Genomic DNA, 25,827 nt, shown 5'->3' with positions numbered 1-25,827 from the left:
AAAGCGTCCGCATGGAGCGGAAATCAACTTTGTTCGGATATTATTACTAAACTTTTTATTATGAAATTGACTCAAGTGTAAAGATTAATATGTAAATCCATTTTGCTTATTATGAATACTCAAGATGAATCAGTAACAAGTGAGATAATTTATTGATTGGATATAAATGGCATGCAATAAATAGAGAATTTGGGAAAAGATAAAAAATAGAAACAAGAATAAACAAAAAAGGGGCGGTTAAGTATGTCTATGGAATGGTTTAACAGGGTAAGTGGAGAGCTTCAAGATAATCTGAATTCGATTTGTGAAAAGTATGATCAGACCGGTCATATGACGATTGATCAGAGTGCAAAACATCCACGAATTGAATTTTTTGTAGAGACAGAAGATGATGAAAGAGAATTCTTCTGCACCCTCCTCTTTGATCCACACAATGAAGAATTTTATGTAGAAAGTTTTGATTTGGAATTTAAACAACCAGCTAGAATAATTCTTTCAGATATCGAAGATGTGGTTGACGCAGTTCATGAAAGTTTCCATAATTTTATGAATGATGATAGTGACTTGTATCTTGATGATGATGACGACGATGAAGATGAGTATGTTCTTCTAGATGATGACGATGAATTTGTTCTTCTAGATGATGACGACGACGATGATGATTATTTCATTGGTGAACTTGTAGATGATGAAAACTCACTTGAGGAACTTGGTGTTGAATGGGAATCACCGGAAGTTACTGCTTTCCTAATTGAGGATGAAGTTGAAATTACTTATCAATTTGGGGTTATTAGTTCTACTGGAAATGGTGTCCTTCGCAGAGTTAACCGAATCTGGACAGATGATGCGGAACTTTACAAAGACGAAAGTATTTTCTCCTTTACAAAAGATGAGGCAAGTACAATTATCGCTATGATTGCTAGCCATATGGATACTATGACTGGATACGAAGATCTGACCGGACACTAATCTTTCTTTTACCAAACGAACAATATAACAGGTATTAGGATACTTCCTAATACCTGTTTATTTTTTATATTCTAAAGCTATTCTGCTGGAACCCGTTTTACAATTTGTTCTAATTCATTGTAATTACTAATTTCAAATGTCGGCTTAATGGTTGTTGTATTTTCTTTTTTATGAGGGTTAAACCAACAAGTATCAATTCCAAAATTATTCCCGCCTTGAATATCTGAAGTTAGAGAATCACCTATCATTAACACATTTTGCTTATTAGAAAGTTGTAATTTATTAAAAGCATATTCAAAAAATTCCGATTGCGGCTTTTGATAACCTGACTCTTCCGAAGTAATAATTGCTTCAAATGTATGTTTCAGAGACGAAAGAGCAATCCTAGCATGTTGTACATCTTGAAAACCATTCGTCAAAATAACAAGTCTATAACTAGAAAGGTTCTTCAACATCTGTTGTGCACCATCAAAGATATGTGCTTGTTTACCTAAATTCTCTATATATGTTTGACTAAAATCTTCTGGATTTAGTGTCAGTTTATACTGGAGGAATAGTCTCTTAAATCGCTCGATTTTTAGATCGGTAAGTGTCACAAGACCATTCTCTAAATCGTTCCAGAGTCCTGAGCTTATCTTCTTATAGCTTGCTCTATAATCCTTTATTCCATTAGGCATCCCATATGCATGGAATGTATTATTAAGCGCATACTTCTCAGTCTCACTAAAATCGAACAATGTGTCATCTAAATCAAATAATAAGACATCATATTTCACAAGCTTCTCCACCTTTTCACTGTTCGCTTAAATCATTCTATAGCTTTTAAAGCATCTTATAGTTTTCCTTTTACTGAATTTCTTATAAAGTCTTTGATATTGCAATTATAGAGGTTTATTAGAATTTTTCAACACAGATATACAATTAAGTCTAATGATTTTCAACTTCCTACATGAGTCAATTCCATAACTCCTCAATTAGATAATAAACACGAACATTTAATTGTTATCTGGTAATTTTAGACAGGTATCGTTTGATTGTAGCGTAAGGCGGCGACTCCAGTGGGAATAGTACGAGCTGAAAGCCCCGCAATAACACTAAGGAACGAAGGCTGAGAACGCCACTACGCGAGTCAACGTCTTCGCGGGCCAACATCCTGTTGGCCCGCGGAGATTGAAGCCGTGCCCCACGGAAAGCGTCCGCATGGAGCGGAAATCAACTTTGTTCGGATTTTAATACTAGATTTTTTTATTATGAAATTGACACACAGGTTAAATAATTTAATGTCCTTCTTTTGAAAGTTCAATTTTCATACTCTCGTGTTTAAAAACAATGGGATGTTTCAATACTTAAGTATTAATGCTTTTTAAAATAACTTAATTTAATAGGAAAGGCTGGTTAATATTTATGTCAATGAACGAAAAAGTGCCTCATGATAAAAACCTTGATAACAGTCTCTCCCTTATGCGAGAAGGATACCTTTTTATTGGAAATAGAGTTGACCGATATCAATCCAATCTATTCGAATCTCGATTGATGGGACAAAAAGTCATCTGTATGAGTGGAGAAGATGCTGCTAAGGTGTTTTACGATTCTGAACGATTTCAACGAAGCAGTGCAATTCCTAAGAGGATACAGAAATCATTACTAGGTGAAGATGGAGTTCAGACGATGGATGGAGAAGCACATATTCACCGGAAGCTTCTTTTTATGTCTCTTATGACTCCTAAACATGAAATGCAACTAGCCAAACTTACTATGGAGCATTGGCAATCTTCTATTAGTAAATGGGAAAGCGTAAAACAGGTTGTACTTTTTGATGAGTCAAAAAATATTTTATGTCGAATTGCATGTGAGTGGGCTGGAGTTCCTCTAAAGGAATCAGAGGTCAAAGAGCGGGCAAACGACTTCAGTGCAATGGTTGACGCATTTGGCGCTGTTGGTCCACGACACTGGACTGGTAGAAGAGCAAGGAATAGAACTGAAGAGTGGATTAGAAGTGTTATTGATGACGTTCGAGAAGGAAAGCTTACGGTTATGGAAGGTTCCGCACTGTATGAAATTGCCTTTTATAAAAAACTAGAAGGTGGCCAATTAAATACACAAATTGCCGCAGTAGAACTCATTAATGTATTACGGCCAATTGTTGCAATTTCCACATTTATAACCTTTACAGCATTAGCTTTGTATGAACATCCAGAGCATATAGAGAAATTGCAATCAGGCGACAAAAAAGAACTTGAAATGTTTGTACAAGAAGTTCGCCGATTCTACCCCTTTGGTCCTTTTTTAGGAGCAAAAGTTCGAAAGGGTTTCATTTGGAATGATTTTCGTTTTGAAAAAGGAATGTTGGTATTTCTTGATATGTATGGTACAAATCACGATCCTCAAAACTGGGAAAACCCAAATGATTTCATACCTGATCGTTTCAAGGAAAGGAAGAGTAATTTATTTGATTTTATTCCTCAAGGTGGTGGTGACCCAACTCAAGGTCATCGTTGTCCAGGCGAAGGCATAACCGTCGAAGTCATGAAAGTAAGCCTTGATTTCCTCGTAAACAAGATTACATTCGATATTCCAGATCAGGACATAAGCTACAGTTTAGTTAAAATGCCAACATTACCTGAAAGTGGATTTATAATGAGTAATATTAGACGACAATGATTACTGGGATGATACCAAAGCTCAAACTTACGGTACAAAGATTTAATAGGTGCTTTTTATTCACTCATACTAGTAGAAATCATTTGAAACTCTTTCTCAAAAACCAATAAACAGGTATTAGGAAATATCCTAATACCTGTTTTGTATATAGAGGAATAATGCCTTTCCCCTAGTCATTATTATTTAAATCTTTAATTCGATTTTTGCATTTGGTTTTAATTCTTCAATATGTGCGGCAAGTAATTCTTGTTGTTGTTGTTCTTCAAGGATTCCTTTAATTTCTTCACTAGCTTCCTCAAGTGACGGAAGTTCCTGTCCAGATTCTTTTACTTGAGCGGCAGCTTGATCATAGTAGTCTTGAATTTCTTTAGCCGTTACTTCGTCAGCAGGAACTACTTTATCTTTATATTTTTCAAATAGGATTGAATCACTAATGTCTTTTTTCAATGTGTCGATATCCATACTTTGAGCTTTGAGCGCTTCCATCAATCCTTTTTCACCACCGAATTGTTCTTCGAATGATGCATATTTTTCATCAACTTCTTTTTCAGATGCTGTCAATTTAGCTTCTTTTGCTTTTTGAAGTATCAATGTTTGATTAACAATCATATCAAGTGCTTGCGTTTTGACTTGTTCAGCCCCTTCTTTACTAGTTGGGTCCTGACCCGATTGTTGCATTTGACCTTGGATTGACATCAACGCAGCATTATAATCTACTCCTACAAGTTCTTCATCATTTACAACAGCAACAATTTGACTCTTGTCTACTTGTTGTTCTGCTAACTTAGCTTGCATTTCGTCAGCTGCTGTTTTCTGTTCTTTTGTTGGCTCTATAGTACTAGCACTTTCTTGATTTTTTTCTACTTGTGCTGCTTCGTCTTTTGCTATTTTATCTTCTGCGTTGCAAGCTGATAAACCTAGTACTAGTGCCCCAGCTACAATTGGAAGTAATATTTTTTTAAAATTCATGATTGTGTAAACCCCTCTCAAATCTTTCATACTCACTATTTTGTAAAGCCTAGAGTGCATCTTAACATGAGGTTCTGGAAAAGTTAAAGCTATACCATCAATAGACTTCAAATTGACTTCTGTTTGTCATCTATAATTCGTATAGTAATATTTAGCTAAACTTATTACAATATTAGAGTAAAATTTGGTTATAATTGTAAGCAGACAGCAGAGTCGAGAGCTTATATAAGTTAACAAGAACGTCTAAACTATTTATGGGTTTTCGTCCTTTCAAGATTTGCTCTGCCTGACTCCACGCACCATTATAGGGGAGCGTAGGACGCAAAATGAGCTACAAAACGAATAGACGATTGAGTGACAGTCACTCAATCGTCTATTATGGTGCAGTTATTTTACCGTCCGAAGTGAACCAGAAAATCGATATAGAAACAGGTTGGAAAACCATTTTCTACTAACACCAACTCATTGATAATAAAGGTTCGGATGTATTTTGCTTGGTTTTTCTCATAGGGTGTGAATCATAGAAGTATCTATAGTAGGGATGCTCCAGGATAAACACCTTTCTAGATTATAATGAATTATTTTCTGTAGGCTCTTTCTTGTCCCGATCTTTAGATAGGAACCAACCTGCTGTAGCGATTCCAATTAGAACGAAGTAAAAGATTAGCTTCCACTCAAGTGAATGAGCAAATTCATATGAGATTATCCCTACATCTGGATGTCCTAATGTTAAAACAACAAGCTTAACACCAACCCATCCAACAATCGCAAATGCGGCAATCTCTAGCCCTGGTCTTGAATGGAGTAAGCTCACAAAGTAATTTGCAGCAAAACGCATGATGATTAAGCCTATTAATCCACCGGTAAATATGACGAGGAACTTACCACCATCCATACCTCCAATCTGAGGGAGGTTTGTATTAGGAAGAGTTATTGCTAGGGCAACAGCAGCTAAAATTGAGTCAACCGCAAAAGCGATATCTGCTAATTCTACTTTGAAGACCGTAAACCAAAAACCAGCTTTCTTTTTTTCTTTTTCATCTTTATTTTTGTCAACTAATTTGTTGAAATAGAGTTTCCTCAAAATATGATTAAGTGCAATGAATAACAGATACAATGCTCCAATTGCCTGGACCTGCCATACACCTACAAGGAATGAGATTACAAATAATGAACCAAAGCGGAACACGAATGCACCTGCAAGTCCGTAGAACAAAGCTCTTCTTCTCTCTGCCTCTGGGAGATGCTTAACCATAATAGCTAATACAAGTGCATTGTCTGCTGCCAATAATCCTTCAAGTAGTATTAATACAATTAACACCCATCCATATTCCAGTAACATTGATATATCCATATAAAATTCCTCCAATTAATATTCCATTTACTTACTTTCGGCGATTCATGATATTTAATAATTTACCATGAAGTTAAATTCCTTAACTTTACAAGCAATATTGATTGATTGAGGGAAATTAGAATGTTTGCAACTTCTTTCCCTATTTCGCTCTAAAATCGCTGATTAGAATGATTCACCGTTGTTCATACTAGTTCCTAAACTAGTTGGGGTTCTTCGTTTTTAGCTCAATGAGCAGCAATGTCATTATGACGGGATCATTCAATGTTTTTCCCAAAATCATTAACCCAATAGTTTATTTGCAGCCAAGGAATTCACGAGCTATTGTTCAGATAAAAACATGTGTACTAAGATATATTTGTTTACTAAAAAGTTCGATATTGGCTTTAAAGTAAAGAATAAGTAACAGTGAAGTCTGCTTCGCTTACAATTGGACCAGCTTTAATTTATTCATCCAAAAGGTTGCCCGTAATCATGGGTTTCTATGCCCCCGAAAAAGGTGTGAAAGTACAGCTCACTCCATTTTTTCATTTAAGTTTGGTAGAATAGTAGACACTATTTTTCACTATATAATCATCGCAAATGGAAACGACCCCTATTATCTAGTCTCCTTTCACATATTACCCAATTTCCCTTTATCAGACCTCCTAAACCTTACAGTTAGTTGTTAATTCACTCAATTGGTTAGTTTCCGTTCAATAAAAAAAACCTTTACCGGAAACGGCAAAGGTTTTTAAAAATAAAAAGACCTTTACCAATTGGTAAAGGTCTTGCTAACAACGAAGTCGTTGCCAACAAAGCCGGGAGGTTAGAAACCTCCGTAATGACGACCCTGCTGTTAAAGCTACTCCCCTTTAGGAGAACTATTATTTAACTAATTATTTATACTATATTCTATTAACTGCTCCAATGTCAATTTAATCTTTTAATATTATTTCACTTATACGAAAGTTACACATTCATGTAACAATTGATTTCATAATAAAAGAAACTATTTTCACTTTAACAATTTGCTTATTTTGCTTAAAAGGTAGTCACTTCCATTGCTTTTCTTATATACTAGACTAAGATGTGAGGGATTTATTATGCAACAATTAATGAAAATAGTATATGAGGGCATAATGATTTTACTTGTTATGCTGACCCTTGTTACCCTGTGGACCGAAGACACGTATAATTCGACCATAAATTGGATAGTATGGGGAATCTTTTTTATCGACTTTTTCATTCGCCTATTAACGTCTAAGGAAAAGTGGAACTTTGTAAAGAAAAATCCCTTTCTTGTAATTGCCATCATTCCATTTGATCAATTCTTCCAGGCAGCCAGAATTGTACGGTTAATATATTTCTTTAGGATAAAAACTATTACTAAGTATTATATTTCACCATATGTAAAAAAACTTTCTTTTCAATCCGTGAGTTTAATAGTATCCATACTGGTCGTTGTATTGTTTGCGGAGACCTGGGTTATTTGGCACTTAGAAAGCTCTGTTCAAACTTATTACGATGCATTGTACGTATTATCTGGTTATTTATTCTTTTTTGGTCATGGTACATTCATAATTGAAAACCCGATATCAATATGGACTCTAACAGGTATATCCATTATTGGTATTGCGATACAAGGCCTGGCGCTTCAGTGGGCTTTTACCAAGGCAGAAACATTGTACACTAGTATTAAAGAAAAAAAGAGCTCTGTTTCCCAGGAAAGTTAAGGAATGATCAAGCAAATATTATAAATTGTAATCTAGGTTGGTAGGAAGGATTTTTTATTCCTACTTAGCTCCTGTTCAGTGACACAAATAACTGACGACCGCTTAATTAAACGCTCAAACAATAGACACCTCAAGTCTGGATTATACCAGCTTGAAGGTGTCTTACAATTGCGGAGTTCTTTACTTAATCATGTCAGTACTGTTAATAAATTGAGGACTAAAATGATCAGTTAGCCCGGTTAATCATTTGCAAGTTTTATTGCTTGATCAACAAAATTCATATCAACTTGAAGTTGTTTATTAGTGTCGTAAGGATTGTAGTATCCTTTATCAATCATAAAAGAAGAAATCGTTTTATGAAACTCAATAGCATCCTCTAGCTGTTTGATTAATGTAAGACGCACTTCTGAAGTTGCTGTCTCCGTAATAGCTAGTGAATAATTTTTTATAGCAGACTTAGCCGCAATAAGAACATCCGTCGCTATGATTTGATCCGTCATAGGAGCCATCCCAGTTAACTTAGCAATTATTTGATTCAATTTTCATTACCCCCCTAATTGATTAAATGTTTTTTTAATTCTTTAAGATGTCGAGAGGACATGTTAACATCTTGTTGCATGATTTCCTTTAATTTTTCATCCTTCACTAATCCTTGCATGATAAATGATTTGGTTAAGCACAAACTTTTAAAAGTAAGAAGTTCATGTAATTCTAATGATTCATGTACACCTAGATTTTCACGCATATCCTTCACCTCAGTTCCGTTTAGGTTGTCGTTTTACTGGTTTAAGACTTTGCTCGCATATCCAACGTCTTTTTGTAATTGCTCTGGAACATTATAAGCATCATAAATGCCTCTATCCTGAAGAAATCCATATATCTTCTCATGCTGGGCTATCGTACTACTTAATTCTTTCGTTAAAAATGTGTGTATTTCAGGCGAAGTAGATTCTGTAATTGCAGTCGCAAAATCTTTAATTGCTGCCTTTGTTTCAAAAAGCATATCGGTTGCAATTACATGATCCTCGAAGCTCAATTGTTTTGTATCCACGGTTAACCCTGCCCTTCTATTGTTTCATTTGGGTGATCGCTGTACTAAGTATTGCTTTCATATTGTTTACCGTATGAGTTCCTAACTCAACACTTGTTTCGACTAACTTCTTTAGCTCGGGATTCTCTACCTTTCCTAACCGTGATTTAGCCTCTGAAAGACAAGCAACTTTAAAATTAATTAATTCACGCATATCAGTCACTTCATGTACACCAAATTTTTGACTTTCCATTCCTTTCCCCTCCTATTTTGTCAACCTTAGTTTTGCTTAAGATGATTTAAAATATACTTAATGTGGCTTGAAGTAGAGAGGCTAATCAGAGAAAATTTAACAAGCGAAACAACATGGTTCCAGCTTTGCAGTGGCCGCTACAAAATCCGTTTTTATAGACTGACCTAATTATTTCCTTTAATAAACGCTTCGGCATTTTGTGGATGGGTTCCAGTCAGAAATCAGACTAGAAATCACTGCCAGACTTCTCGCTCCTCCTAACACACCACTAGAAAGGTGCCTACGCTGATTCTTCCAATGTATAAGCGGAATTTGGTATGCAAATGTAAGGAGTCATGGGCATATTCGTAGTAAACGAGTTATGATCTTAATGAAAGATGGGATAGGAAAAAAAGAAGACATTTCGTTCATAATCGAACGAAATGTCTTCTTTTTAAATGTAAGATAACTTAAGTTTTTTTCAGTTACCTCATTTTTTAGGTGTACTTTCTTCTTCGGGGTTATTAACCCAAATAAAATTATTGAAAAGACCAACTGCTAAAAGCTTTTCTTCTTCTTTTTCATCATATTTGGTTTCATATAAAGAAAAAACACCATAATTCTTCTTAGTGGTTAACGAATCAGTTATTGGTCCCGTGATCATCCCAAGTAATCCGTCGTTGCTTTCATCTTTAACAAAAGAGACATAATCATCTTTTGAGGGATTAGATGTTAAGGCAAAGAGAACTACAATTAACAGGGTAATTATAAAATAATATTTTTTTTTCATGTTGCTTCCACCTCTTTTAAACTAGTATTGACAAAATATTGATTATTGATACTAATAAATCCTAGGAAAGAAGACGAATATTACTCCTATTCAAGAATCCAATAGATTACTAATGATTATTGGAATTTATGAAACAGACTTTCAAACTGTTTACTCTAGTGCTCAAAAGTCTCGCTGACTATATTATTATGTACAATTTGGCTGTTAAATATCCATCTCTCCCTGGTTTCATGAATAAATGCTATTCTAATTGACTACAATAAGGATATAAAATAAAAGGAGCAATTAGATGATATTATTTAAATATTTCAAGGACGATTCTGGGGAATTTCTAGGAATTAGAGATGAATATGAATACTATGTGTTCATTCCTGAAACCACCAATAAAAAAGAAATAATCACGTTATTCGACTTTGCTATGGAAAAAATCGAATTGCATTATTCACAAAATAGCGAAGAGATCCATCAAATGAAAAAATATATGATAGAAGATTCACGTATTGTGGCTCGAATGAACGCGATAACTAATTATCAAAAAGTATATGCAATTAGCCATGAAGAGTTTTTAGAAACTTATCCGGGTTGATAGGTGTATCTAATCCTTTCAATTAATTAAGAATTACTTCATTAATTCTGTACCACAAATTTACCACTCAAATTTCATTGATTTTTAAAACTTGGGAATGCTATGTATTGTAGGATTTTTTGAATTTAAAAGGAGGACATTATAATGGCTAATACCACCCCAAGACCAAATGATTCCGCTGATAATGAAGAACGGCTCAAGAAAACAATTAATAACATGGAAGCAGCAGAGGAAGCCATGCACTTCGCAGATGGCAAAGAACTTGCTTCAATCCAGGAGAAAAACGATCGACGTAAAGATAGCATTAAAGATTTACGAAGTGAGATAATTGAGGAAGATAAATCACGAATAAACGGGTACCTTTAAAGTACAAGCAATCCCTTTCTTAATCCATGGAGAAGATATTATCAAAATATTGCAGCAAGTCGCTCTATACTTCTGTTTTGCACCATATTCTCCTTCCAAATTCCTCCTTACTTAAGGGTGCACTATGGAAAAACAAAAAAGCGTCAACTCTCTAAGAAGGAGTTGGCGCTTTTTGATGATGTTGGTCTGACATCATTCATTTTGAGCTACACTGATAACGAAGTTTCAAAAAAACTACTAATCGTGAAATCAGAATTAAATAAAGGATGAAAACTATGACTTCATATTACGTTCGATTTCTGCCGTGCCGTCTAATAAATCTTCCGTAAACTTCTCTAAATTATATTCTTCTTCTCGAACACTTGGGAAAGTGATTGTTAAATCCGCGAAAACTTCTTTGAATCGGTTACTTATTGGAGCACTAATCGATATAGCGCCCTTCACTCGCTCACCATAGGAAATCGCATATCCCCTTTTACGTATCTTTCCAAGGTCTTCAATCAGGTCATCTGCTGAAGTAATTGTAGAATCCGTTATTCGTTTAAACTCTGTTTCATTTAAATATTTGCGGATAAAATCATCGCTTTGGAATGCTAGAAGTACTTTTGCAGAAGCTCCAGCATATAAAGGTGATGTATTCCCTATATAAGTCAATGCCGATAACTCGTGATGACTTGCTAGATTATGTATACATCGACGCTCATTTTGATCCATCAAACTTATTGAGATATTTTCTTTAGTTGATTGATTCAATTTTTCCATGACTGGAATAGCTACCGACAAAAAGGCATCATTCTTCTCCACTAAATTTCCCAAGAAAAATAACTCTATACCAAGTGAGTATAGTTTCGTTGCTTCATCCTTCATCAGGAAACGTTCGTGTACTAAAGTAGACAACAGTCTTTGCAAACTTGATTTTCCGATACCTGTTTTTTTATGAAGTTCTGTTAAACTTAATTTCTTTTCATCACGCGTAAAAACACGTAATAATTGAATGGCTTTATGAACCGTTGTCATCGAATAATTTTTTTGGAAGTTTTCATCGAACATATTTTCACCTAACCGTTTGGACTTTCTTCAACTATATCACATTTGTCTCTTTTAACTTTTTTAACTGTTCTTCATTTAACCCTAGCAATTCTTTATATACTGACTCCGTATGTTCACCCAAAGAAGGTGGAGGTAATAAAGTTTCAATATTAAGTCCACTAAATCGCATGGGATTCTTCATTAATTTTACGCTCCCAGCAACTGAATGTTCCATTGTTTCCACAGAGTCGCGGGCAATCACTTGCTCTTGTTCGAGAGCTTGCGCGATATTATTCACTCGACCTGCTGGTACACCAGATTCTTCTAATTTAACTAACCACTCATGTGCTGGTTTCGTTTCTATTATTCGCGTAATTTGCCCAACCAACTCTACTTCGTTGTCTTTACGTACACTATTAGTTACGTAACGACTATCTGTTCCCCATTCTGGATGGCCAAGTAACAAAGCAAATTTCTTGAACATGCCATCACTTCCAACGCAAATCATAATTGGATCATCTTTGCATTGGAACACTTGGTATGGCGTTACATTATTATGTCCATTACCAAGACGTTCTGAAATCATACCAGTATTCAAGTATGCACTGGCCACATTCGCCATGCTACTTACCTGTACATCTAGAAGTGATAAATCAATCGCTTGCCCTTCTCCCGTCAGATCTCTTTGACGAAGCGCAGCAGTCACACTTAAAGCTACATATAATGAAGTTAAAATATCAGCAATTGGAATTCCTACTCTAGTCGCTTCGCCGTCATTCGCTCCCGTCACATCCATTAACCCGCTCATTGCTTGTATGACCGGATCAAAACCTGGCGCTTTACTTAACGGTCCAGTATGACCAAACCCGGTAACAGAGCATAGTACAATTCGCGGATTAACATTACGTAATTCTTCATAACCCAAACCGAGTTTTTCCATCGTGCCTGTTTTAAAGTTTTCAATCACAACGTCTGACTTCTTCAAAAGCTCGAGGAACATTTCTTTTCCTTGTTGTTCTTTTAAATTTAAAGTGATTGAACGCTTGTTGCGGTTTGCACTTATATAATAAGTGCTCTCGCCGTTTAAGAACGGCCCCCAATCTCGCATACTATCCGTGCCACCTGGTTGTTCGACTCTTATTACATCTGCCCCTAAATCTGCCAACATCACGGCACCAGCAGGAGCAGCATATACACGAGATAAATCAAGAACACGAATATCCTCTAATGGTTTAGTCATAGTTGTTCACTCCTACATTACTTGCATTACAATTTATTTAAACTTAGCCTTACGTTTTTCTGTAACGGCTTGGACACCTTCTTTAAAGTCATCTAATTCCATTACCAAGCCCATCTTGGAAGATATAAAGTCAAGTGATGAACGAAGTGGCATTTCCTTACTTTGATAAACAGCACGTTTTGTTAAACGCATTGCTTGCTGTGGTCCCGCAGCGAGACGCTCAGCGTATTTCTGAACATAAGCATCCAACTCATCATCTTCAACTACGAAAGTCACTAACCCCATCTCTTTTGCTTCTTTTGCTTCAAAAACTTCTCCCGTCCAAAGCATATGCAACGCTTGATCAGTTCCCACTAAACGAGGCAAGAAATAGGCTGCTCCATCTCCAGGTACAAGTCCTACTTTTACATAACTTTCAGAAAGTTTTGTAGATGCAGCGGCAATCCGAATATCACACATTAATGCCATATCGAGACCTGCGCCGAATGCAATCCCATGAACTTTTGCTATAACTGGTTGATCGATTTCTTGTAACAAGAGAGGTACGCGTTGGACTTTTTGCCATAATGAGTTCTTACGTTTAAGACCTGTAGAAATACGGTCTTCATCCGTCTTATAAAACCCTCGACCTGCAATCATTTCTTTTATATCCCCACCTGAACAAAATCCACGTCCATTTCCTTGTACTACAAGTACGCGGATGTCTTCAGAATCGCGTACCGTTTCAAGGGCTTTAATCCATAGGTCAATCATTTCGCCACTAAATGCATTGATTGAATCGGGACGATTTAGAGTAATTGTTGCAATTCCATTTTCAACATCAAATAATAAATCAGACATTCACATTCCCTCTTTTCTCATTCGTTATGAATTCCCAAAGTGTTAAATCATTGTTTTCAATATAAGTTTTGGCTAATTTCTTAGCCCAATATGATTCATTCCCATAATCTTCTCTCCAAGCCCACAATCTTCTGGACAGTTGATGAAGTTGGTGTTCATGTGTCATTCCAATTGCACCATGTAATTGATGTGCAATTCCTGCTACTTTTCCTGCAGACTCGGAAATCTTCATTTTTGCAAGAGGCAATTCCTCTTTTATAGTACCTTCTTGGAATGCCACAATCGCATAATTTAGAGCTGCTAATACAACTGCCGTTTCAGCTGTAAGTGCTGACAAGTGATGTTGGACCGCTTGAAACTTTCCTATCGGACGGCCAAACTGCTGTCGCTCTCCTGCATAAAAGACAGACATATCAAGAACTTGCTCCATCGCACCAGCCATCATCGCTGATTTTCCGAGAGCAGCTAGCGTCATTACTCTATTAAAAGTATCTTGTTGATCAACATCGAATTGAGTAATTTTTTCTAATTCAATTCCACTGAAATGTAATTCATCTAGTGGTTCACCTGCCAAGTTTTGGTTGAGCTTAACTGTAGCATGATCAGTAGGTAGAATAGCGATTTTGAATGCACCATTAATTTCACCTATATAAACGACTTTTTTGACATGTCTGCCCCAAGGAACTTGTTTTAATACGAAGTCATTTGAATTCAAATCACTTTCGATATTCATACTAAATGATATCGGTTCATATGTTGTTTCTACCTTATGGTCAGCCAATAACCAACCTGCAATAATAGTTTCAAAGATTGGAACCGGAGCAGCATATTTACCTGCTAAACGAAGTATCGCAAATCCATCGGTTGCATCTCCGCCTGTTCCACCTAAACCTTCTTCAATTCCAACAGATACAAGTCCTGATTCTACGAGCACATCCCAAAGTTGGTCTGACCATTCCCCTTTTTCGGATGCGTCAACCAATTCTTTTGTGACATGTTTTTTCAAGATTTTATTTGTTGCGTCTACTATATACTCCTGCATTTCGCTCATTTTGCTAACACTCCTTTTGCTACAATTCCTCGAAGGATTTCAGTCGTTCCTCCGCGTAATGTAAATCCAGGTCCGTGAAGAACTGATTCTGCCATCAATCGATCGATTAATTTGCTGGAAGTAACTGATGGTGTGGAATCGATTAATAACCGAACTGTTTCAGCGACTGTCTGCTCGAATATTGTGCCGAGATCTTTTACTAAAGAAGCCGTTAAGCTTACGTCTTCCCCTTTTTCAAGCATCTGTGCAACACCGATTGACATATTCCGTAATGACCACATTCGAGAAACGAGTTGAAGTGCTTGAGCAAGTCCATTTATATCTTTTTGCTCTTTCAAATATTCAACAGCTTCCTGTAATAAAGGAAATGTACTCAGTATCCGTTCAGGTCCACTTCTTTCATAAGCAAGCTCTTCCATTCCTTGCTTCCAACCATTTCCGATTTCTCCCACGACATGTTCATCCGGTACAAAAACATTATCAAGGAAAACTTCATTGAAATGATGCTCTCCAGTCAAAAATTGAATCGGTTGTATCGTTACACCTTCAGCAGAAAGATCTAAGACGAATTGACTCATTCCAGCATGGCGATTCTTTTCATCAGGTGGGGATGTTCTGCAAAGTGTAATCGCATAGTGTGAATGATGTGCACCAGAAGTCCAAGTCTTCATGCCGTTTACAAGCCATCCACCATCAACTTTTTCAGCTTTTGTTTTTATAGATGCTAAATCCGAGCCTGAGTTTGGTTCAGAAAGGCCAATAGAGAAATAACACTCTCCTTTTGCAATTTTTGGTAAGAAGAATTTCCTTTGTTCTTCAGTTCCAAACTTCAAAAAAAGTGGACCAGATTGTCGGTCCGCAAACCAATGCGATGCGACTGGTGCACCTATCGCTAGTAACTCTTCCGTCACTATGTAACGATCGAGTGCGGAACGTTCTTGCCCGCCATACTTTTTAGGCCAAGTTAGTCCAATCCATCCTTGTTGTCCAAGCTTTTTAGAGAATTCTGAAGAGTATCCACTCATCCATGAATCTGCATGGGAAATGAAAGAACCTGAATTCAACTCTTTTTGTAAGAAATCACGTACTTCTTTTCTGAATTTATTTTGTTCTGCCGTAAAACTCACGACAGGTAGGTCTAGATTTTTCAAGATTTTACCTCCTTAATTTCTAATAACAATAACTAAATTCCCTTTAATATGATTTATCAGGTTTCGAATTAGAACTTAACTACCTGAATTAACATCTCGAATTAATTTAAACGTTCCAATTCCTTTAGCTAAAATTTTTCCTTGTTCATCATAAACTTCACCTTCTGCAGTAACAATTCGATATCCTTGTTGAACAATTTTAGCCGTAGCAAATATTGATCCATCGGTTGAAGGTGCAAGATAATTAATATTTAAATTAATAGTTGCACACCGTGTTTTGGTTGTCACTCGAGTCACCATTCCCAAAACTTGATCTAACATAGCTGCATGAACACCCCCATGCAAGGTTTCATTTACGTTTAATAAACGTTCATTAATAGGAAGTTTTAATAAAACCTTCCCTTCTTCAAAATCAATAATTTCAAACCCCATATTTGAATAGAATGCACTTTTTTCGAAGCTTTCACGAATATTCTGTATGACCTTTTGCAATTTTAAAAACCACCTTATCGTTTCACATCACATGATTTTCAATCTAATAATTTAGTTATCATTTATAATTGCTATTTTCACTTTATTATAAGATGCTTGAAGCTCTGCTACAATTTCTGAAACTGATTGAACTTCCTTTATCCCACCAACACCATGACCAGCTCCATAGATATCTTTCCACGCCTTTACTTGAGAGTCACTATTCACAGACGAAAAATCTATTTCTTTCTTTTCTACAAGGTTACTAGGATCGAGTCCTGCCCTTTCGATACTAGGAATAAGATAATTTGCCTTTATACCACTGAAGGCATCTGTGTATAAGACATCTTCAATCGTCGAAGTAATCACCATATTTTTGTACTCATCAACAGCCAAACTTTCTTTAGAGGCAATAAATCTTGAACCCATATATACAAAATCTGCTCCCAATACTTCAGCGGCAAGAATATCCTGACCTTTAGATATTGCTCCAGCTAAAACAATTGGACCATTCCAGAATTCTCTAACTTCATGAATAAAAGCAATGGGATTTAATATTCCAGCATGTCCTCCTGCACCGTTAGAAACAAGAATTAAACCATCAGTTCCCTTCTCTATTGCTTTTTTGGCAAACTTAATATTGATTACATCTGAAAAAACAATGCCTCCATATTCGTGTACAATTTTAACCACTGGACTTGGGTCTCCCAATGATGTTATTACAATTGGAGGTTTATATTTTTTCATTACTGTAAGGTCTTGGTCATATCTTTTGTTTGAACGGTGACTAATAAAATTAACAGCCCATGGAGCAATCTTTTTATGGGGATACTTCACTTTTAACGTCTCTAGTTCAGTGGTAATCTGTTTCATCCATTCTTCTAAAATATCTGTAGTTCTAGCATTCAAGGCTGGAAAAGAACCCACAATACCTGAGTCACATGCTTTAATGACCATATTAGGATTAGAAATTAAAAACATGGGAGCCATAATAACAGGTAACACCATTGAATCTTTGATTTGAGTGATATTTTTTTTAATCATTAAATTGCTCCTTACTAGACTAATATTGAAATTATTTATATCCATTTTCTTCAAATGTTGTGGTTAAAGAAAACTGATTCTCGCTCTTATGCTCACCTACGATCAAAGCATCTACTGCAGTCACTCCAAGTCCTTCCTTATGCACGATTAAAGGATTAATATCAAATTCCACTAAATAATCTTTTTTGTCTGTGCAAAATTCAGAAATACGAACCAGTGTTTTAACCAAACCTGATATATCATATTTTATATTACTTCGAGCACCTTCTAGAATGGGGAAGCTTTTTATCGATTGAACCATCTTTAACGCAGTTTCTTCTGTCAAGGGGGTTGGCATTACAACAACATCTTTCATTACTTCAACAAATATCCCACCAAGACCAAACATGATACACGGTCCAAAAACATCATCTTGCACTGCGCCAATAATTACCTCTATTCCTTTTGGCGACATTTCTTCGACTAAGATACTTTCTAATTTTTTATCATCACAATACTTTTGTTTATTGCTTAAGATTTCTCTATATGCCTCTTCTGCTTCTTTCATAGATGATATATTCAATTTAACTAACCCATAATCACTTTTATGCATAATATCAGAGGACACGGCCTTCATTACAATAGGAAACTGTATATCTATGTTTCTTAAATCTTCTGCACTATGAATAATTCTCCCATTGGGAACTGGCACATCATATTGTTTTAGGAGAGACTTGCTCTCCCATTCATTCATAATTCCAGTGATTTTTGTCGTGTTCACTTTTGTAATTCTTGGACTGTTTTCTGTTCCTACATTTACTGGTTTTAATCCTTTATAATAATTCATTACATTTGCAACTGCATTGATTGTTCTAGTCGGGTTGGGAACCCAACAAATATCTTTATACTTGAACAAAATCTCTTTAGTGCTAGACTGTATGCCAGCCCAACATAGGACAAGTATTTTATCGGCATTCTTCGCTATTTTGGATAAATCGGACATAATTGGCAAAAATCGATCGTCTGTCATTTGAATATAAATGACTACAGACTCTACAGAATCTTCTTGAAGCACAATTCTTACTGCATCTAATATTTGTTCTGGTGTTTGGTTTACTTGCGCAGTAATATCAATAGGATTTTTTACTGATGCGAATTTTGGCAATACTTCTATTAATTTCTCTTCTGTTTCTTTCGATAATTCTGCCAACGGAATATTTCTTAATTCACATTGATCAGCCATGACTATTCCCGCTCCACCAGATTGAGTTATAATTGCTACGCCGCCAGATGTCTTAGGTTTTTTAGTTTTAGTAAATAAGTTCAACGTATCTGTTAATTCTTCTTCATCCGAAACTCTCACAACATTATTATGTTTTAAGTAATTTTCGTAAACCTTAGCATTACCAGCAAGTGATGCAGTGTGGGAGCTTGCAGCCTCTGCCCCTTTTACCGAGTTACCTACTTTCATTATAACCAATGGTTTACTTTTCACTTTGCATACTTCTATTGCCTTTTCCATTTTAATGAAGTCTCTTGCGCCTTCTAAGTATCCACCTATTACTTTTATTTCTTCTTCTTCAGCAAAGTAGTTCACATAATCAAAGAAATCCACACTGGTTTCATTTCCGGATGAAACGAAGTATTGAAAACCTAATCCCATTTCTTTAGCCAATGTATAAGTAAGGGAACCGAGGGCTCCACTTTGAGTTATAAATGCGATGGGATCATATTCACCGACTTTTAAACTTGAAAAAGAAACTATGGTCTTTTCTTTAAAATTAGTTAAACCTAAAGAGTTTGGGCCACATATCGGTATTTTTTTTGTTTTCGAAAAATCTGATAATTCTTTTTCTAGTTTATCACCTTTTTCACCAATTTCCGAATAACCTGAGCTGAGAATAACTACACTTTTAACCTTTTTTTCATGTAATTCTTCCAATAACCCTTGAACCTTCGAGGCATTTACGGAGATTAGTGCTAGGTCGATATTTAACGGAAGGCTTTGAATGTCTTTATAGCATGGAAATCCTGCGATTTCTTCATATTTTGAATTTACTAAGTAAACTTCACCTTCATAACCAACTTCTCTTAAATTTGAGACCGGTTTGTAACTAATTTTACTCTCGTCACCTGATGCGCCTATTATAGCAATTGATTTTGGTGAAAACATCGGTTTTAATAAATGAGTTTGCTCGTTCAAAGTAAGTCCTCCTTGTAAATTGGTAAACGTCATATTTTTTCTATCCTGGCTTCTCCTTTAACAACTATATCTCCATTTTGGTTTATCCCTTTTAAATAGAAGGTAACCTCATTTTCCAATAATTCTTTCTGTTCTGCTTCACATGAAATTGTATCTCCAGGTTTAACCATTCCCCGAAATTGTACTTTGAAGTTCTTCACCTCTCCATGATTCCCAACAATTTTCTCGATATATTGTCCTAAGAAACCCATTGAAAGCATTCCATGAGCTATAACACCACCTAGAGGAGATTTCTTTGCAAATTCTTCATCTATATGGATAGGATTAAAGTCCCCTGATGCTCCTGCGTATTGAGATAGTTGAACTCTAGTAATTGGACTTTTTGTTAACTCCGGAAAAGAGATTTCTTCGTACGCCTTTTTAAAAGTTGTCAATTCTACTACTCCTCTCTTACGATGAAAGTAGACCTTTCTGTAAAGACCTTTTTATCCGCTTCATCATATCCTTCTCGGTCCCTTACAATGAATGTCATTGTTCCATTTTTACCACTTTTCTCATATACTTCGACTACATTTTCTATTAACTTTATTTTTTCACCTGCGTAGAAACGACGCTCATATTTATATTCCTGTTCTCCGTGCAATAATCGGTTCTTATCTAAACTTTTAAACCAGTCCTGTACCTTCCCTCTAAAAGTCGTTGGGAATGTTAGAGGAGCAAGAAGTGAAATATATCCTCTTTCCCTAGCATATTCCTCATTATGATAAACTGGATTTTCGTCACCAATTGCAGTGGCAAATTTACGAATGGCGCCTTTTTCAACTTCATAGTACTCAGGGGTACTTATCCTTCCAATGATATTTCTATCTATCATTTTTTCACCTCATCCTTTATACACCAATATGATATCCTCCTGAAATATTTAAAACATGACCAGTTATGTAATTTGCACCTGGTGATGACAAAAACATTATTCCCGGAACAACATCATCAGTTTTTGCAAAACGATTTAATACGATTTTATTTTTATATATATCTACAAATTTTTCCGTTAGGATTGTTTCAGTCATTCGAGTTTCAACAATTCCAAATGCAACTGCATTGGATTGGATTCTATATTTCCCCCACTCTCTTGCAGTCGACATGGTAATGCCTACCACACCAGCTTTTGTTGCTGAATAATTGATTTGACCAATTGAACCCGTTAATGCCGCAACTGATGTAATATTAATAATTTTTCCGTTTGATAATGCTTCAGGATTTTGTTTTCCTCGTTCTTTAAAAATAGGAGCAACTGCTTTTATACAATAAAATACTCCCTTTAAACCCACATCATTAACTAGATCCCATTGTTCCTCTGTCATCTTATCTATCATTGCAGGTCTTGTAACAGCTGCATTATTAATTAAAATGTTGACTGTACCAAATTCTTTTACGGCCATTTCGACTAATTGCTCTGCTGTATTCCACTCAGCTACACTCCCAATTACAGCTATAGCTTCTCCACCAATTTGTTTTATTTCTTCTACAACTGAAAACGCAACATCCTCATCAATATCGTTTACTATTACCTTGGCTCCTGCTTGAGCCATTTCCAGTGCTATAGAACGTCCAATACCTCTTCCCGATCCTGTGATAATTACTACTTGATTTTCAACTTGCATCATTTACCTCCACTATCTTATTCTTTCAATAATTGTTGCGGTTGCCATTCCACCACCAGCACACATAACTTGTAAACCATATGTTTTATCCATATCTTCCAACTCATGAAGCAATGTTGTCATAAGTCTTGCTCCACCGGCTCCTACTGGGTGTCCCAATGCAATTGCACCTCCGCGTGGGTTAACCTTTTCTTTGTCTACTCCCAATTCTTTCATCCATGCAAGAGTAACTGCAGAAAAAGCTTCATTGCATTCAAAAACATCAATATCATTAATTGTTAAGCCTGCTCTTTGTAATATCCTTTTTGTAACTGGTATTGGTCCTGTTAGCATCATGGTTGGATCCGAGCCGATAACATCCCTTGCGATTATTTTAGCCCGTGGTTTCAAACCTAATGATTCGGCTTTTTCTCTAGACATAATTAAAACCGCTGCAGCTCCATCACTAATCTGACTTGAATTCCCAGCAGTTACTTTGCCGTTTGAGATAAAAACTGATTTTAACTCACTCAATTTTTCAACAGATGAATTCGGTCTAATTCCTTCATCTGAAGTAACCTCTATTATTTCACCATCTTTTTTTCCGTCAAATGGTAAGGTTTCTCTATTAAATGCACCATTCTTACGAGCGTTATCTGCCAATTGATGACTTCTAACTGCAAATTCATCTAATTCTTTGCGTGAAATATTCCACTTATCCGCAATTCTTTCAGCTGATTCTCCTTGAGGAATTATTTCATATGAATCAGTTAACTCTTTAGGTTCGGCAACCCTATCAGTTCCTAATGGATGTCTACTCATATTTTCAATTCCTGCTGCTATAACGACATCATAATCACCTGCTAATATCCCTTGAGCCGCTTGATGGATAGCTTGTTGGGAAGAACTGCATTTTCTGTTTAATGTCATAGCAGGTGTATCCTTAGAAAGACCAGCCATTAAAGTTGCAATTCTCGCAATATTGTTGCCTTGTTCCTGATTTTGAATAACGCAACCTACTATAACATCGTCCACTTCTTGTGCACTGATACCACTACGTTCTATTAAGCCTTTAAGCACCGCAGTTAGCATATGTTCAGGTCTAGTTTCTGAAAAAACTCCATTACGTCTTCCAACAGGCAATCGAACTGCTTCAATGATCACTGCATCTCTATTTGTCATCTAATCTCTCCACATCCTATATTTTTATAATAATTATTTCCCTTGAAAAACTGGCATTCTTTTTTCTTTAAACGCTTTAATGCCCTCAGCATGATCTTCTGTTTGTTGTAAAATCGACTGTGCATAATTTTCATATTCAACTGTTCCTGCCAAACTGTGATTTGCTGTTTTCGTTATAATAGATTTTACAAATTGCATTGTTTGAGCAGGACCCTGCGCCAAGTTCTCAGCAAAAAGAACTGATTCTGAAAATACCCTACCCTTTGGAAAAATACGGTTAACAATTCCAAGATTCTTTGCCTCTTCAGAAGAAATCACTTCTCCTGAGAAAATTAATTCTTTTGCTTTCCAGGGGCCTACCAAACGAGGAAGATAGTATAAAGCACCACAATCCGGTATTAAGCCTACCTTTGAGAAGCTAAGGCCAAACTTTGTATCTACTTCAGCAAAAATAATATCTGAAGCCAAAGCCAAACTGAACCCTGCTCCAACTGCATAGCCAGTCACTGCAGCAATAATGGGTTTCCTAAATGCCTCCATTCGAACAGGAATTCTACTAGTAAGATTAATTTTTTCAACAGACTCAAGGGTTGTCCTTTTTCCCATTCCTTTAATATCACCGCCTGCACAAAAAGTATTTCCCTCCCCAGAGATAATAACAATTTTCACATCCGAGTCTTCCTCTGCTAAATCTAATGAATGAAGTAACCCTTCTTTTATTTCTGTTGAAAGGGCATTACGAGATTCTGGTTGATTTAATTTTATAAAACCTACACCATTTTTTACTGAATAAATGACACTATTTGTTTGCATTTAGCAGCCTCCAAAACATAAAATTTCTAAATTAAAGTGGTAATTTTAATTTAGGGATTCTATATATGAATTTATCTTATTGGAACACACCTTTTTTACTAGAAACATCTGAAAACTCTCCCATTAAATAAGTTGCAACTTTTTCACGTTCTTGATAAGGAGTCTTATATATATTCGCAAGACGGTATGCACGCTTTAAATAGAAATGAAGGTCATGTTCCCATGTAAAACCTATAGCTCCATGAACTTGAATCGAATTCTCTACAATACGAGTTGCTGCATCCGAAGAATAAGCTTTCGAAATAGATGAGATAATTTCATAATCTTCTCCCATATTTTCTAAAGTCCACGCACCAAACTCAACGGAAACCTTAGAACTTTCACATAGTAAGTGCATGTCAGCCAACATATGTTTAATAGCTTGGAATTTCCCAATTTCAACACCGAATTGTTTTCTTTCTTTCGAGTATTCTAAAGTCATCTTCAATGTTTCTTGAGAGATTCCTAATAATTCTGCTGCAAAAAGTAAATCGGAAATACGACTAAAATCAGTTAAATTAATTTCAATTCGCCTAATCAAAGTTTCATCAATTTTTATATTATTTAATTTCAGTTCGAATAGGGGATAAGTAAAATCTTGCACTTTCATGCTTCTTAATTGTGATTTAAAGCCCTCGGTTTTAATAATTAGTACCAGATCTTTTTCGTTGTTATTTTTTTTCTTTATCGGGACGATAATCCGGTCCGTATCAACTGCAAATGGGATTGAATTAATAATTCCGTTTACATGGTAATCTCCGTTAATCACACTAAACTCTAAATCTTGGTTCCATCCAATTGTGGCAATTTTTTCACCTGACTCAAAATCTTCAATTTCTGTAGAAATTGATTCTTGTTTTAGAATATATAAAGCCATGAGGTGCTCAATAATAGGAAATGTCAGCAACCTTCTACCTGCTTCACTAACTAAAATAGTGCAAAGCATTAAATTCATATCACCATGTTTTACAGGATTCAACATTGCTAATAAACCTTGATCGCTTAATAATTTATGGACTTGTTTATTTATTTTTTTTTCATCTTCTTCTATGTCTTTACGGAGTTCACTAGATGGGTAGGTTTTCTTAAAAGCTTTATTAACTGTACTTTGCATTAGACTTTCTTCAAATTCTAATTCAAATTTGAATTTCTCCATCTTTACATCTCCTTTTATCTAGGTAAGTTTAAGACTTTTTCTGCTATTATATTTCTTTGGATTTGGCTGGTACCTGCATAAATAGTCTCACCTCTTGTTGTAAAGTAAATATTAGTAAAGTAATCTGCTGAGAATGAATCCTCCTCTGCCATATATACATTTCCACCTTGAACTTCCATTAAAAGATTGCCTAAACGAGAACGCATTTCAGACCAATATAGTTTTTGTAATGACATTTCTGGTCCAAGCTTTCCATCATTATTTGTATAATCACTAATTGTTTTCAAACTGTGATATCTCATAACTCTTAACTCTATAAAAGATTGAGCAAACTTTTGTCTAAAATAATGGTTGTTTTTGACATGGTCACCACTTGCTAATTTGTTCTCTTCTACATATTCCAAAGCTTTCTCAAATTCTGTTTGAAATCTTGCTTGTCGTCCTAAAGCTAAAATACCTCTTTCAAATGCGAGAGTTGTCATGGCTACTTTCCATCCCTCATTTAATCCTCCAATATAGTTATCTTTCGGGACTCTGACATTATCAAAAAAGATTTCATTAAAGTCCTTTTCCCCTGTTATTTTTCTCAATGGTCTTATAGATACTCCTTCAGCATCCATCGGTACAAGAAAGTATGTAATGCCTTTATGTTTAGAAGCTGAGGAATCAGTACGTGCTAAGACAAAACACCAATTGGAATTTTGTGCTTCAGTTGTCCAAACCTTTTGGCCACTGATTACCCATTCATCATTTTCTAACTCCGCTTTAGTTTGTAGAGCTGCAAGATCTGATCCAGCGTTAGGTTCAGAAAATCCCTGACACCATATATCTTCACTTTTTATAAGACGTGGTAAGAAATGTTTTTTTTGCTTTTCAGTTCCATATGCCAATAATGTAGGTCCTAGCAATATTTTCCCTAAAAAGTTATGTCCACGTGGAGCATCTAATCTGCCCACCTCTTCTTCAAACACCATTTCCTTTAAAACACTCTTTCCCTGTCCTCCATATTCTGTCGGCCAAGAAATCCCGGAATATCCTCCTTCATACAGGTTCTTATCCCAACTTTTTAAAAAACTGTTATAGCGATCTTTATCTATCATTCTATCTGCGTAATTATTCCACCATTCAGGCAGAGATGATTTTAGCCATTCTCTGGCTTCATTTCTATATTTCTCTAATTCTTCGGAAAATTTAATGTCCAATTTATCCACCACTTTCATTTTAATTTAAGCTGAATTCTTATCGAAAACAGCTCAATAAGTATGTATTTATCTCCACCTCCTGGGAGGTGGAATAGTATCAAAAAGAAGCAGC

At 35.7% G+C, this 25,827-nt stretch carries 29 protein-coding genes; 6 read left to right on the top strand and 23 right to left on the bottom strand.

All coding sequences use genetic code 11. The features are described 5' to 3' along the window. The first annotated feature begins 243 nt into the window (after nt 1-243). On the top strand, nt 244-969 hold the full coding sequence (locus B371_RS0120850) for a hypothetical protein (protein WP_019416274.1): 726 nt from the start codon (nt 244-246) through the stop codon (nt 967-969). Nucleotides 970-1,046: 77 nt separating this feature from the next. Here B371_RS0120850 and B371_RS0120845 read toward each other — a convergent pair whose 3' ends face one another. After that, nucleotides 1,047-1,745 (bottom strand): YjjG family noncanonical pyrimidine nucleotidase, encoded by a 699-nt coding sequence (locus B371_RS0120845; RefSeq protein ID WP_019416273.1) that lies wholly within the window; start codon nt 1,743-1,745, stop codon nt 1,047-1,049. Between the two features lie 634 nt (nt 1,746-2,379). Between B371_RS0120845 and B371_RS0120840 the strand changes: the two genes are divergently transcribed. Continuing rightward, a complete protein-coding gene (locus B371_RS0120840) occupies nt 2,380-3,630 on the top strand; it encodes a cytochrome P450 (protein WP_026023159.1) in 1,251 nt (416 codons plus the stop codon). A gap of 183 nt (nt 3,631-3,813) precedes the next feature. Here the strand turns inward: B371_RS0120840 and B371_RS0120835 are convergent, their stop codons facing one another. After that, complete coding sequence (locus B371_RS0120835; RefSeq protein ID WP_019416271.1) at nt 3,814-4,599, bottom strand: SurA N-terminal domain-containing protein; 786 nt, start codon at nt 4,597-4,599, stop codon at nt 3,814-3,816. 326 nt (nt 4,600-4,925) lie between these two features. Here B371_RS0120835 and B371_RS24350 point away from each other — a divergent pair, with 326 nt between their 5' ends. Further along, complete coding sequence (locus B371_RS24350; RefSeq protein ID WP_255348682.1) at nt 4,926-5,054, top strand: hypothetical protein; 129 nt, start codon at nt 4,926-4,928, stop codon at nt 5,052-5,054. A gap of 113 nt (nt 5,055-5,167) precedes the next feature. On the opposite strand, the gene B371_RS0120830 is transcribed toward B371_RS24350, so the two are convergent. Further along, the gene (locus B371_RS0120830) at nt 5,168-5,953 is read right to left on the bottom strand and encodes a TerC family protein (RefSeq protein WP_019416270.1); all 786 of its coding nucleotides are present in this window, start codon (nt 5,951-5,953) and stop codon (nt 5,168-5,170) included. Nucleotides 5,954-7,038: 1,085 nt separating this feature from the next. Here B371_RS0120830 and B371_RS0120825 point away from each other — a divergent pair. After that, the gene (locus B371_RS0120825; protein ID WP_019416269.1) at nt 7,039-7,668 is read left to right on the top strand and encodes a hypothetical protein; all 630 of its coding nucleotides are present in this window, start codon (nt 7,039-7,041) and stop codon (nt 7,666-7,668) included. Between the two features lie 239 nt (nt 7,669-7,907). Here the strand turns inward: B371_RS0120825 and B371_RS0120820 are convergent, their stop codons facing one another. The 5 genes from B371_RS0120820 to B371_RS0120800 all read right to left on the bottom strand — a co-directional run bounded on the left by B371_RS0120820 (nt 7,908) and on the right by B371_RS0120800 (nt 9,720). Beyond that, nucleotides 7,908-8,207: a spore coat protein gene (locus B371_RS0120820; protein WP_019416268.1), complete on the bottom strand. Its 300-nt coding sequence runs from the start codon at nt 8,205-8,207 to the stop codon at nt 7,908-7,910. 14 nt (nt 8,208-8,221) lie between these two features. Then, entirely contained in the window at nt 8,222-8,413 is a 192-nt protein-coding gene (locus B371_RS0120815; protein WP_019416267.1) for a hypothetical protein, read from the bottom strand. Between the two features lie 33 nt (nt 8,414-8,446). Then, nucleotides 8,447-8,719 carry a spore coat protein gene (locus B371_RS0120810; RefSeq protein ID WP_019416266.1) on the bottom strand — a complete coding sequence of 91 codons (273 nt, stop codon included), beginning with the start codon at nt 8,717-8,719 and terminating at the stop codon, nt 8,447-8,449. Nucleotides 8,720-8,735: 16 nt separating this feature from the next. After that, nucleotides 8,736-8,951, bottom strand: coding sequence for a hypothetical protein (locus tag B371_RS0120805; protein WP_019416265.1), 216 nt, complete (start codon nt 8,949-8,951; stop codon nt 8,736-8,738). Between the two features lie 469 nt (nt 8,952-9,420). Further along, nucleotides 9,421-9,720, bottom strand: coding sequence for a DUF4359 domain-containing protein (locus B371_RS0120800; protein WP_019416264.1), 300 nt, complete (start codon nt 9,718-9,720; stop codon nt 9,421-9,423). A gap of 289 nt (nt 9,721-10,009) precedes the next feature. Here B371_RS0120800 and B371_RS0120795 point away from each other — a divergent pair, with 289 nt between their 5' ends. After that, entirely contained in the window at nt 10,010-10,306 is a 297-nt protein-coding gene (locus B371_RS0120795; protein WP_019416263.1) for a hypothetical protein, read from the top strand. A gap of 144 nt (nt 10,307-10,450) precedes the next feature. Beyond that, a complete protein-coding gene (locus B371_RS0120790) occupies nt 10,451-10,672 on the top strand; it encodes a hypothetical protein (protein WP_019416262.1) in 222 nt (73 codons plus the stop codon). Between the two features lie 273 nt (nt 10,673-10,945). Here B371_RS0120790 and B371_RS0120785 read toward each other — a convergent pair whose 3' ends face one another. The 15 genes from B371_RS0120785 to B371_RS0120715 all read right to left on the bottom strand — a co-directional run bounded on the left by B371_RS0120785 (nt 10,946) and on the right by B371_RS0120715 (nt 25,724). Continuing rightward, nucleotides 10,946-11,722, bottom strand: coding sequence for an IclR family transcriptional regulator (locus B371_RS0120785; protein ID WP_019416261.1), 777 nt, complete (start codon nt 11,720-11,722; stop codon nt 10,946-10,948). 31 nt (nt 11,723-11,753) lie between these two features. Continuing rightward, entirely contained in the window at nt 11,754-12,941 is a 1,188-nt protein-coding gene (locus tag B371_RS0120780) for a CaiB/BaiF CoA-transferase family protein (protein ID WP_019416260.1), read from the bottom strand. A gap of 33 nt (nt 12,942-12,974) precedes the next feature. Next, complete coding sequence (locus B371_RS0120775) at nt 12,975-13,781, bottom strand: enoyl-CoA hydratase/isomerase family protein (RefSeq protein WP_019416259.1); 807 nt, start codon at nt 13,779-13,781, stop codon at nt 12,975-12,977. Then, complete coding sequence (locus B371_RS0120770) at nt 13,774-14,832, bottom strand: acyl-CoA dehydrogenase family protein (RefSeq protein WP_019416258.1); 1,059 nt, start codon at nt 14,830-14,832, stop codon at nt 13,774-13,776. The genes B371_RS0120775 and B371_RS0120770 overlap by 8 nt, the downstream gene beginning before the upstream one ends. Continuing rightward, complete coding sequence (locus B371_RS0120765; RefSeq protein WP_019416257.1) at nt 14,829-15,983, bottom strand: acyl-CoA dehydrogenase family protein; 1,155 nt, start codon at nt 15,981-15,983, stop codon at nt 14,829-14,831. The genes B371_RS0120770 and B371_RS0120765 overlap by 4 nt, the downstream gene beginning before the upstream one ends. 75 nt (nt 15,984-16,058) lie before the next feature. After that, on the bottom strand, nt 16,059-16,475 hold the full coding sequence (locus B371_RS0120760; RefSeq protein ID WP_019416256.1) for a PaaI family thioesterase: 417 nt from the start codon (nt 16,473-16,475) through the stop codon (nt 16,059-16,061). 51 nt (nt 16,476-16,526) lie between these two features. After that, complete coding sequence (locus B371_RS0120755; protein WP_019416255.1) at nt 16,527-17,498, bottom strand: nitronate monooxygenase family protein; 972 nt, start codon at nt 17,496-17,498, stop codon at nt 16,527-16,529. Nucleotides 17,499-17,529: 31 nt separating this feature from the next. Further along, nucleotides 17,530-19,680 (bottom strand): acetate--CoA ligase family protein, encoded by a 2,151-nt coding sequence (locus B371_RS0120750; RefSeq protein ID WP_019416254.1) that lies wholly within the window; start codon nt 19,678-19,680, stop codon nt 17,530-17,532. 29 nt (nt 19,681-19,709) lie between these two features. Next, a complete protein-coding gene (locus tag B371_RS0120745) occupies nt 19,710-20,114 on the bottom strand; it encodes a MaoC/PaaZ C-terminal domain-containing protein (RefSeq protein WP_019416253.1) in 405 nt (134 codons plus the stop codon). Between the two features lie 5 nt (nt 20,115-20,119). Then, on the bottom strand, nt 20,120-20,554 hold the full coding sequence (locus tag B371_RS0120740) for a MaoC family dehydratase N-terminal domain-containing protein (protein ID WP_019416252.1): 435 nt from the start codon (nt 20,552-20,554) through the stop codon (nt 20,120-20,122). A 16-nt stretch (nt 20,555-20,570) separates the two neighbouring features. Then, entirely contained in the window at nt 20,571-21,344 is a 774-nt protein-coding gene (locus tag B371_RS0120735) for an SDR family NAD(P)-dependent oxidoreductase (RefSeq protein ID WP_019416251.1), read from the bottom strand. A 12-nt stretch (nt 21,345-21,356) separates the two neighbouring features. Continuing rightward, nucleotides 21,357-22,505: an acetyl-CoA C-acyltransferase gene (locus B371_RS0120730; RefSeq protein WP_019416250.1), complete on the bottom strand. Its 1,149-nt coding sequence runs from the start codon at nt 22,503-22,505 to the stop codon at nt 21,357-21,359. A gap of 33 nt (nt 22,506-22,538) precedes the next feature. Further along, nucleotides 22,539-23,318 carry an enoyl-CoA hydratase/isomerase family protein gene (locus B371_RS0120725; protein ID WP_019416249.1) on the bottom strand — a complete coding sequence of 260 codons (780 nt, stop codon included), beginning with the start codon at nt 23,316-23,318 and terminating at the stop codon, nt 22,539-22,541. Nucleotides 23,319-23,394: 76 nt separating this feature from the next. Beyond that, entirely contained in the window at nt 23,395-24,513 is a 1,119-nt protein-coding gene (locus B371_RS0120720; RefSeq protein WP_019416248.1) for an acyl-CoA dehydrogenase family protein, read from the bottom strand. A gap of 14 nt (nt 24,514-24,527) precedes the next feature. Then, on the bottom strand, nt 24,528-25,724 hold the full coding sequence (locus tag B371_RS0120715; protein ID WP_237721569.1) for an acyl-CoA dehydrogenase family protein: 1,197 nt from the start codon (nt 25,722-25,724) through the stop codon (nt 24,528-24,530). Nucleotides 25,725-25,827: the final 103 nt, after the last annotated feature.

The sequence above is a fragment of the Paenisporosarcina sp. TG20 genome, assembly GCF_000286315.1.
Classification (GTDB): Bacteria; Bacillota; Bacilli; order Bacillales_A; family Planococcaceae; genus Paenisporosarcina.
The sequence above is the reverse complement of the archived record's forward strand: the minus strand, read 5'-3'. Positions and strand labels throughout refer to the sequence as shown.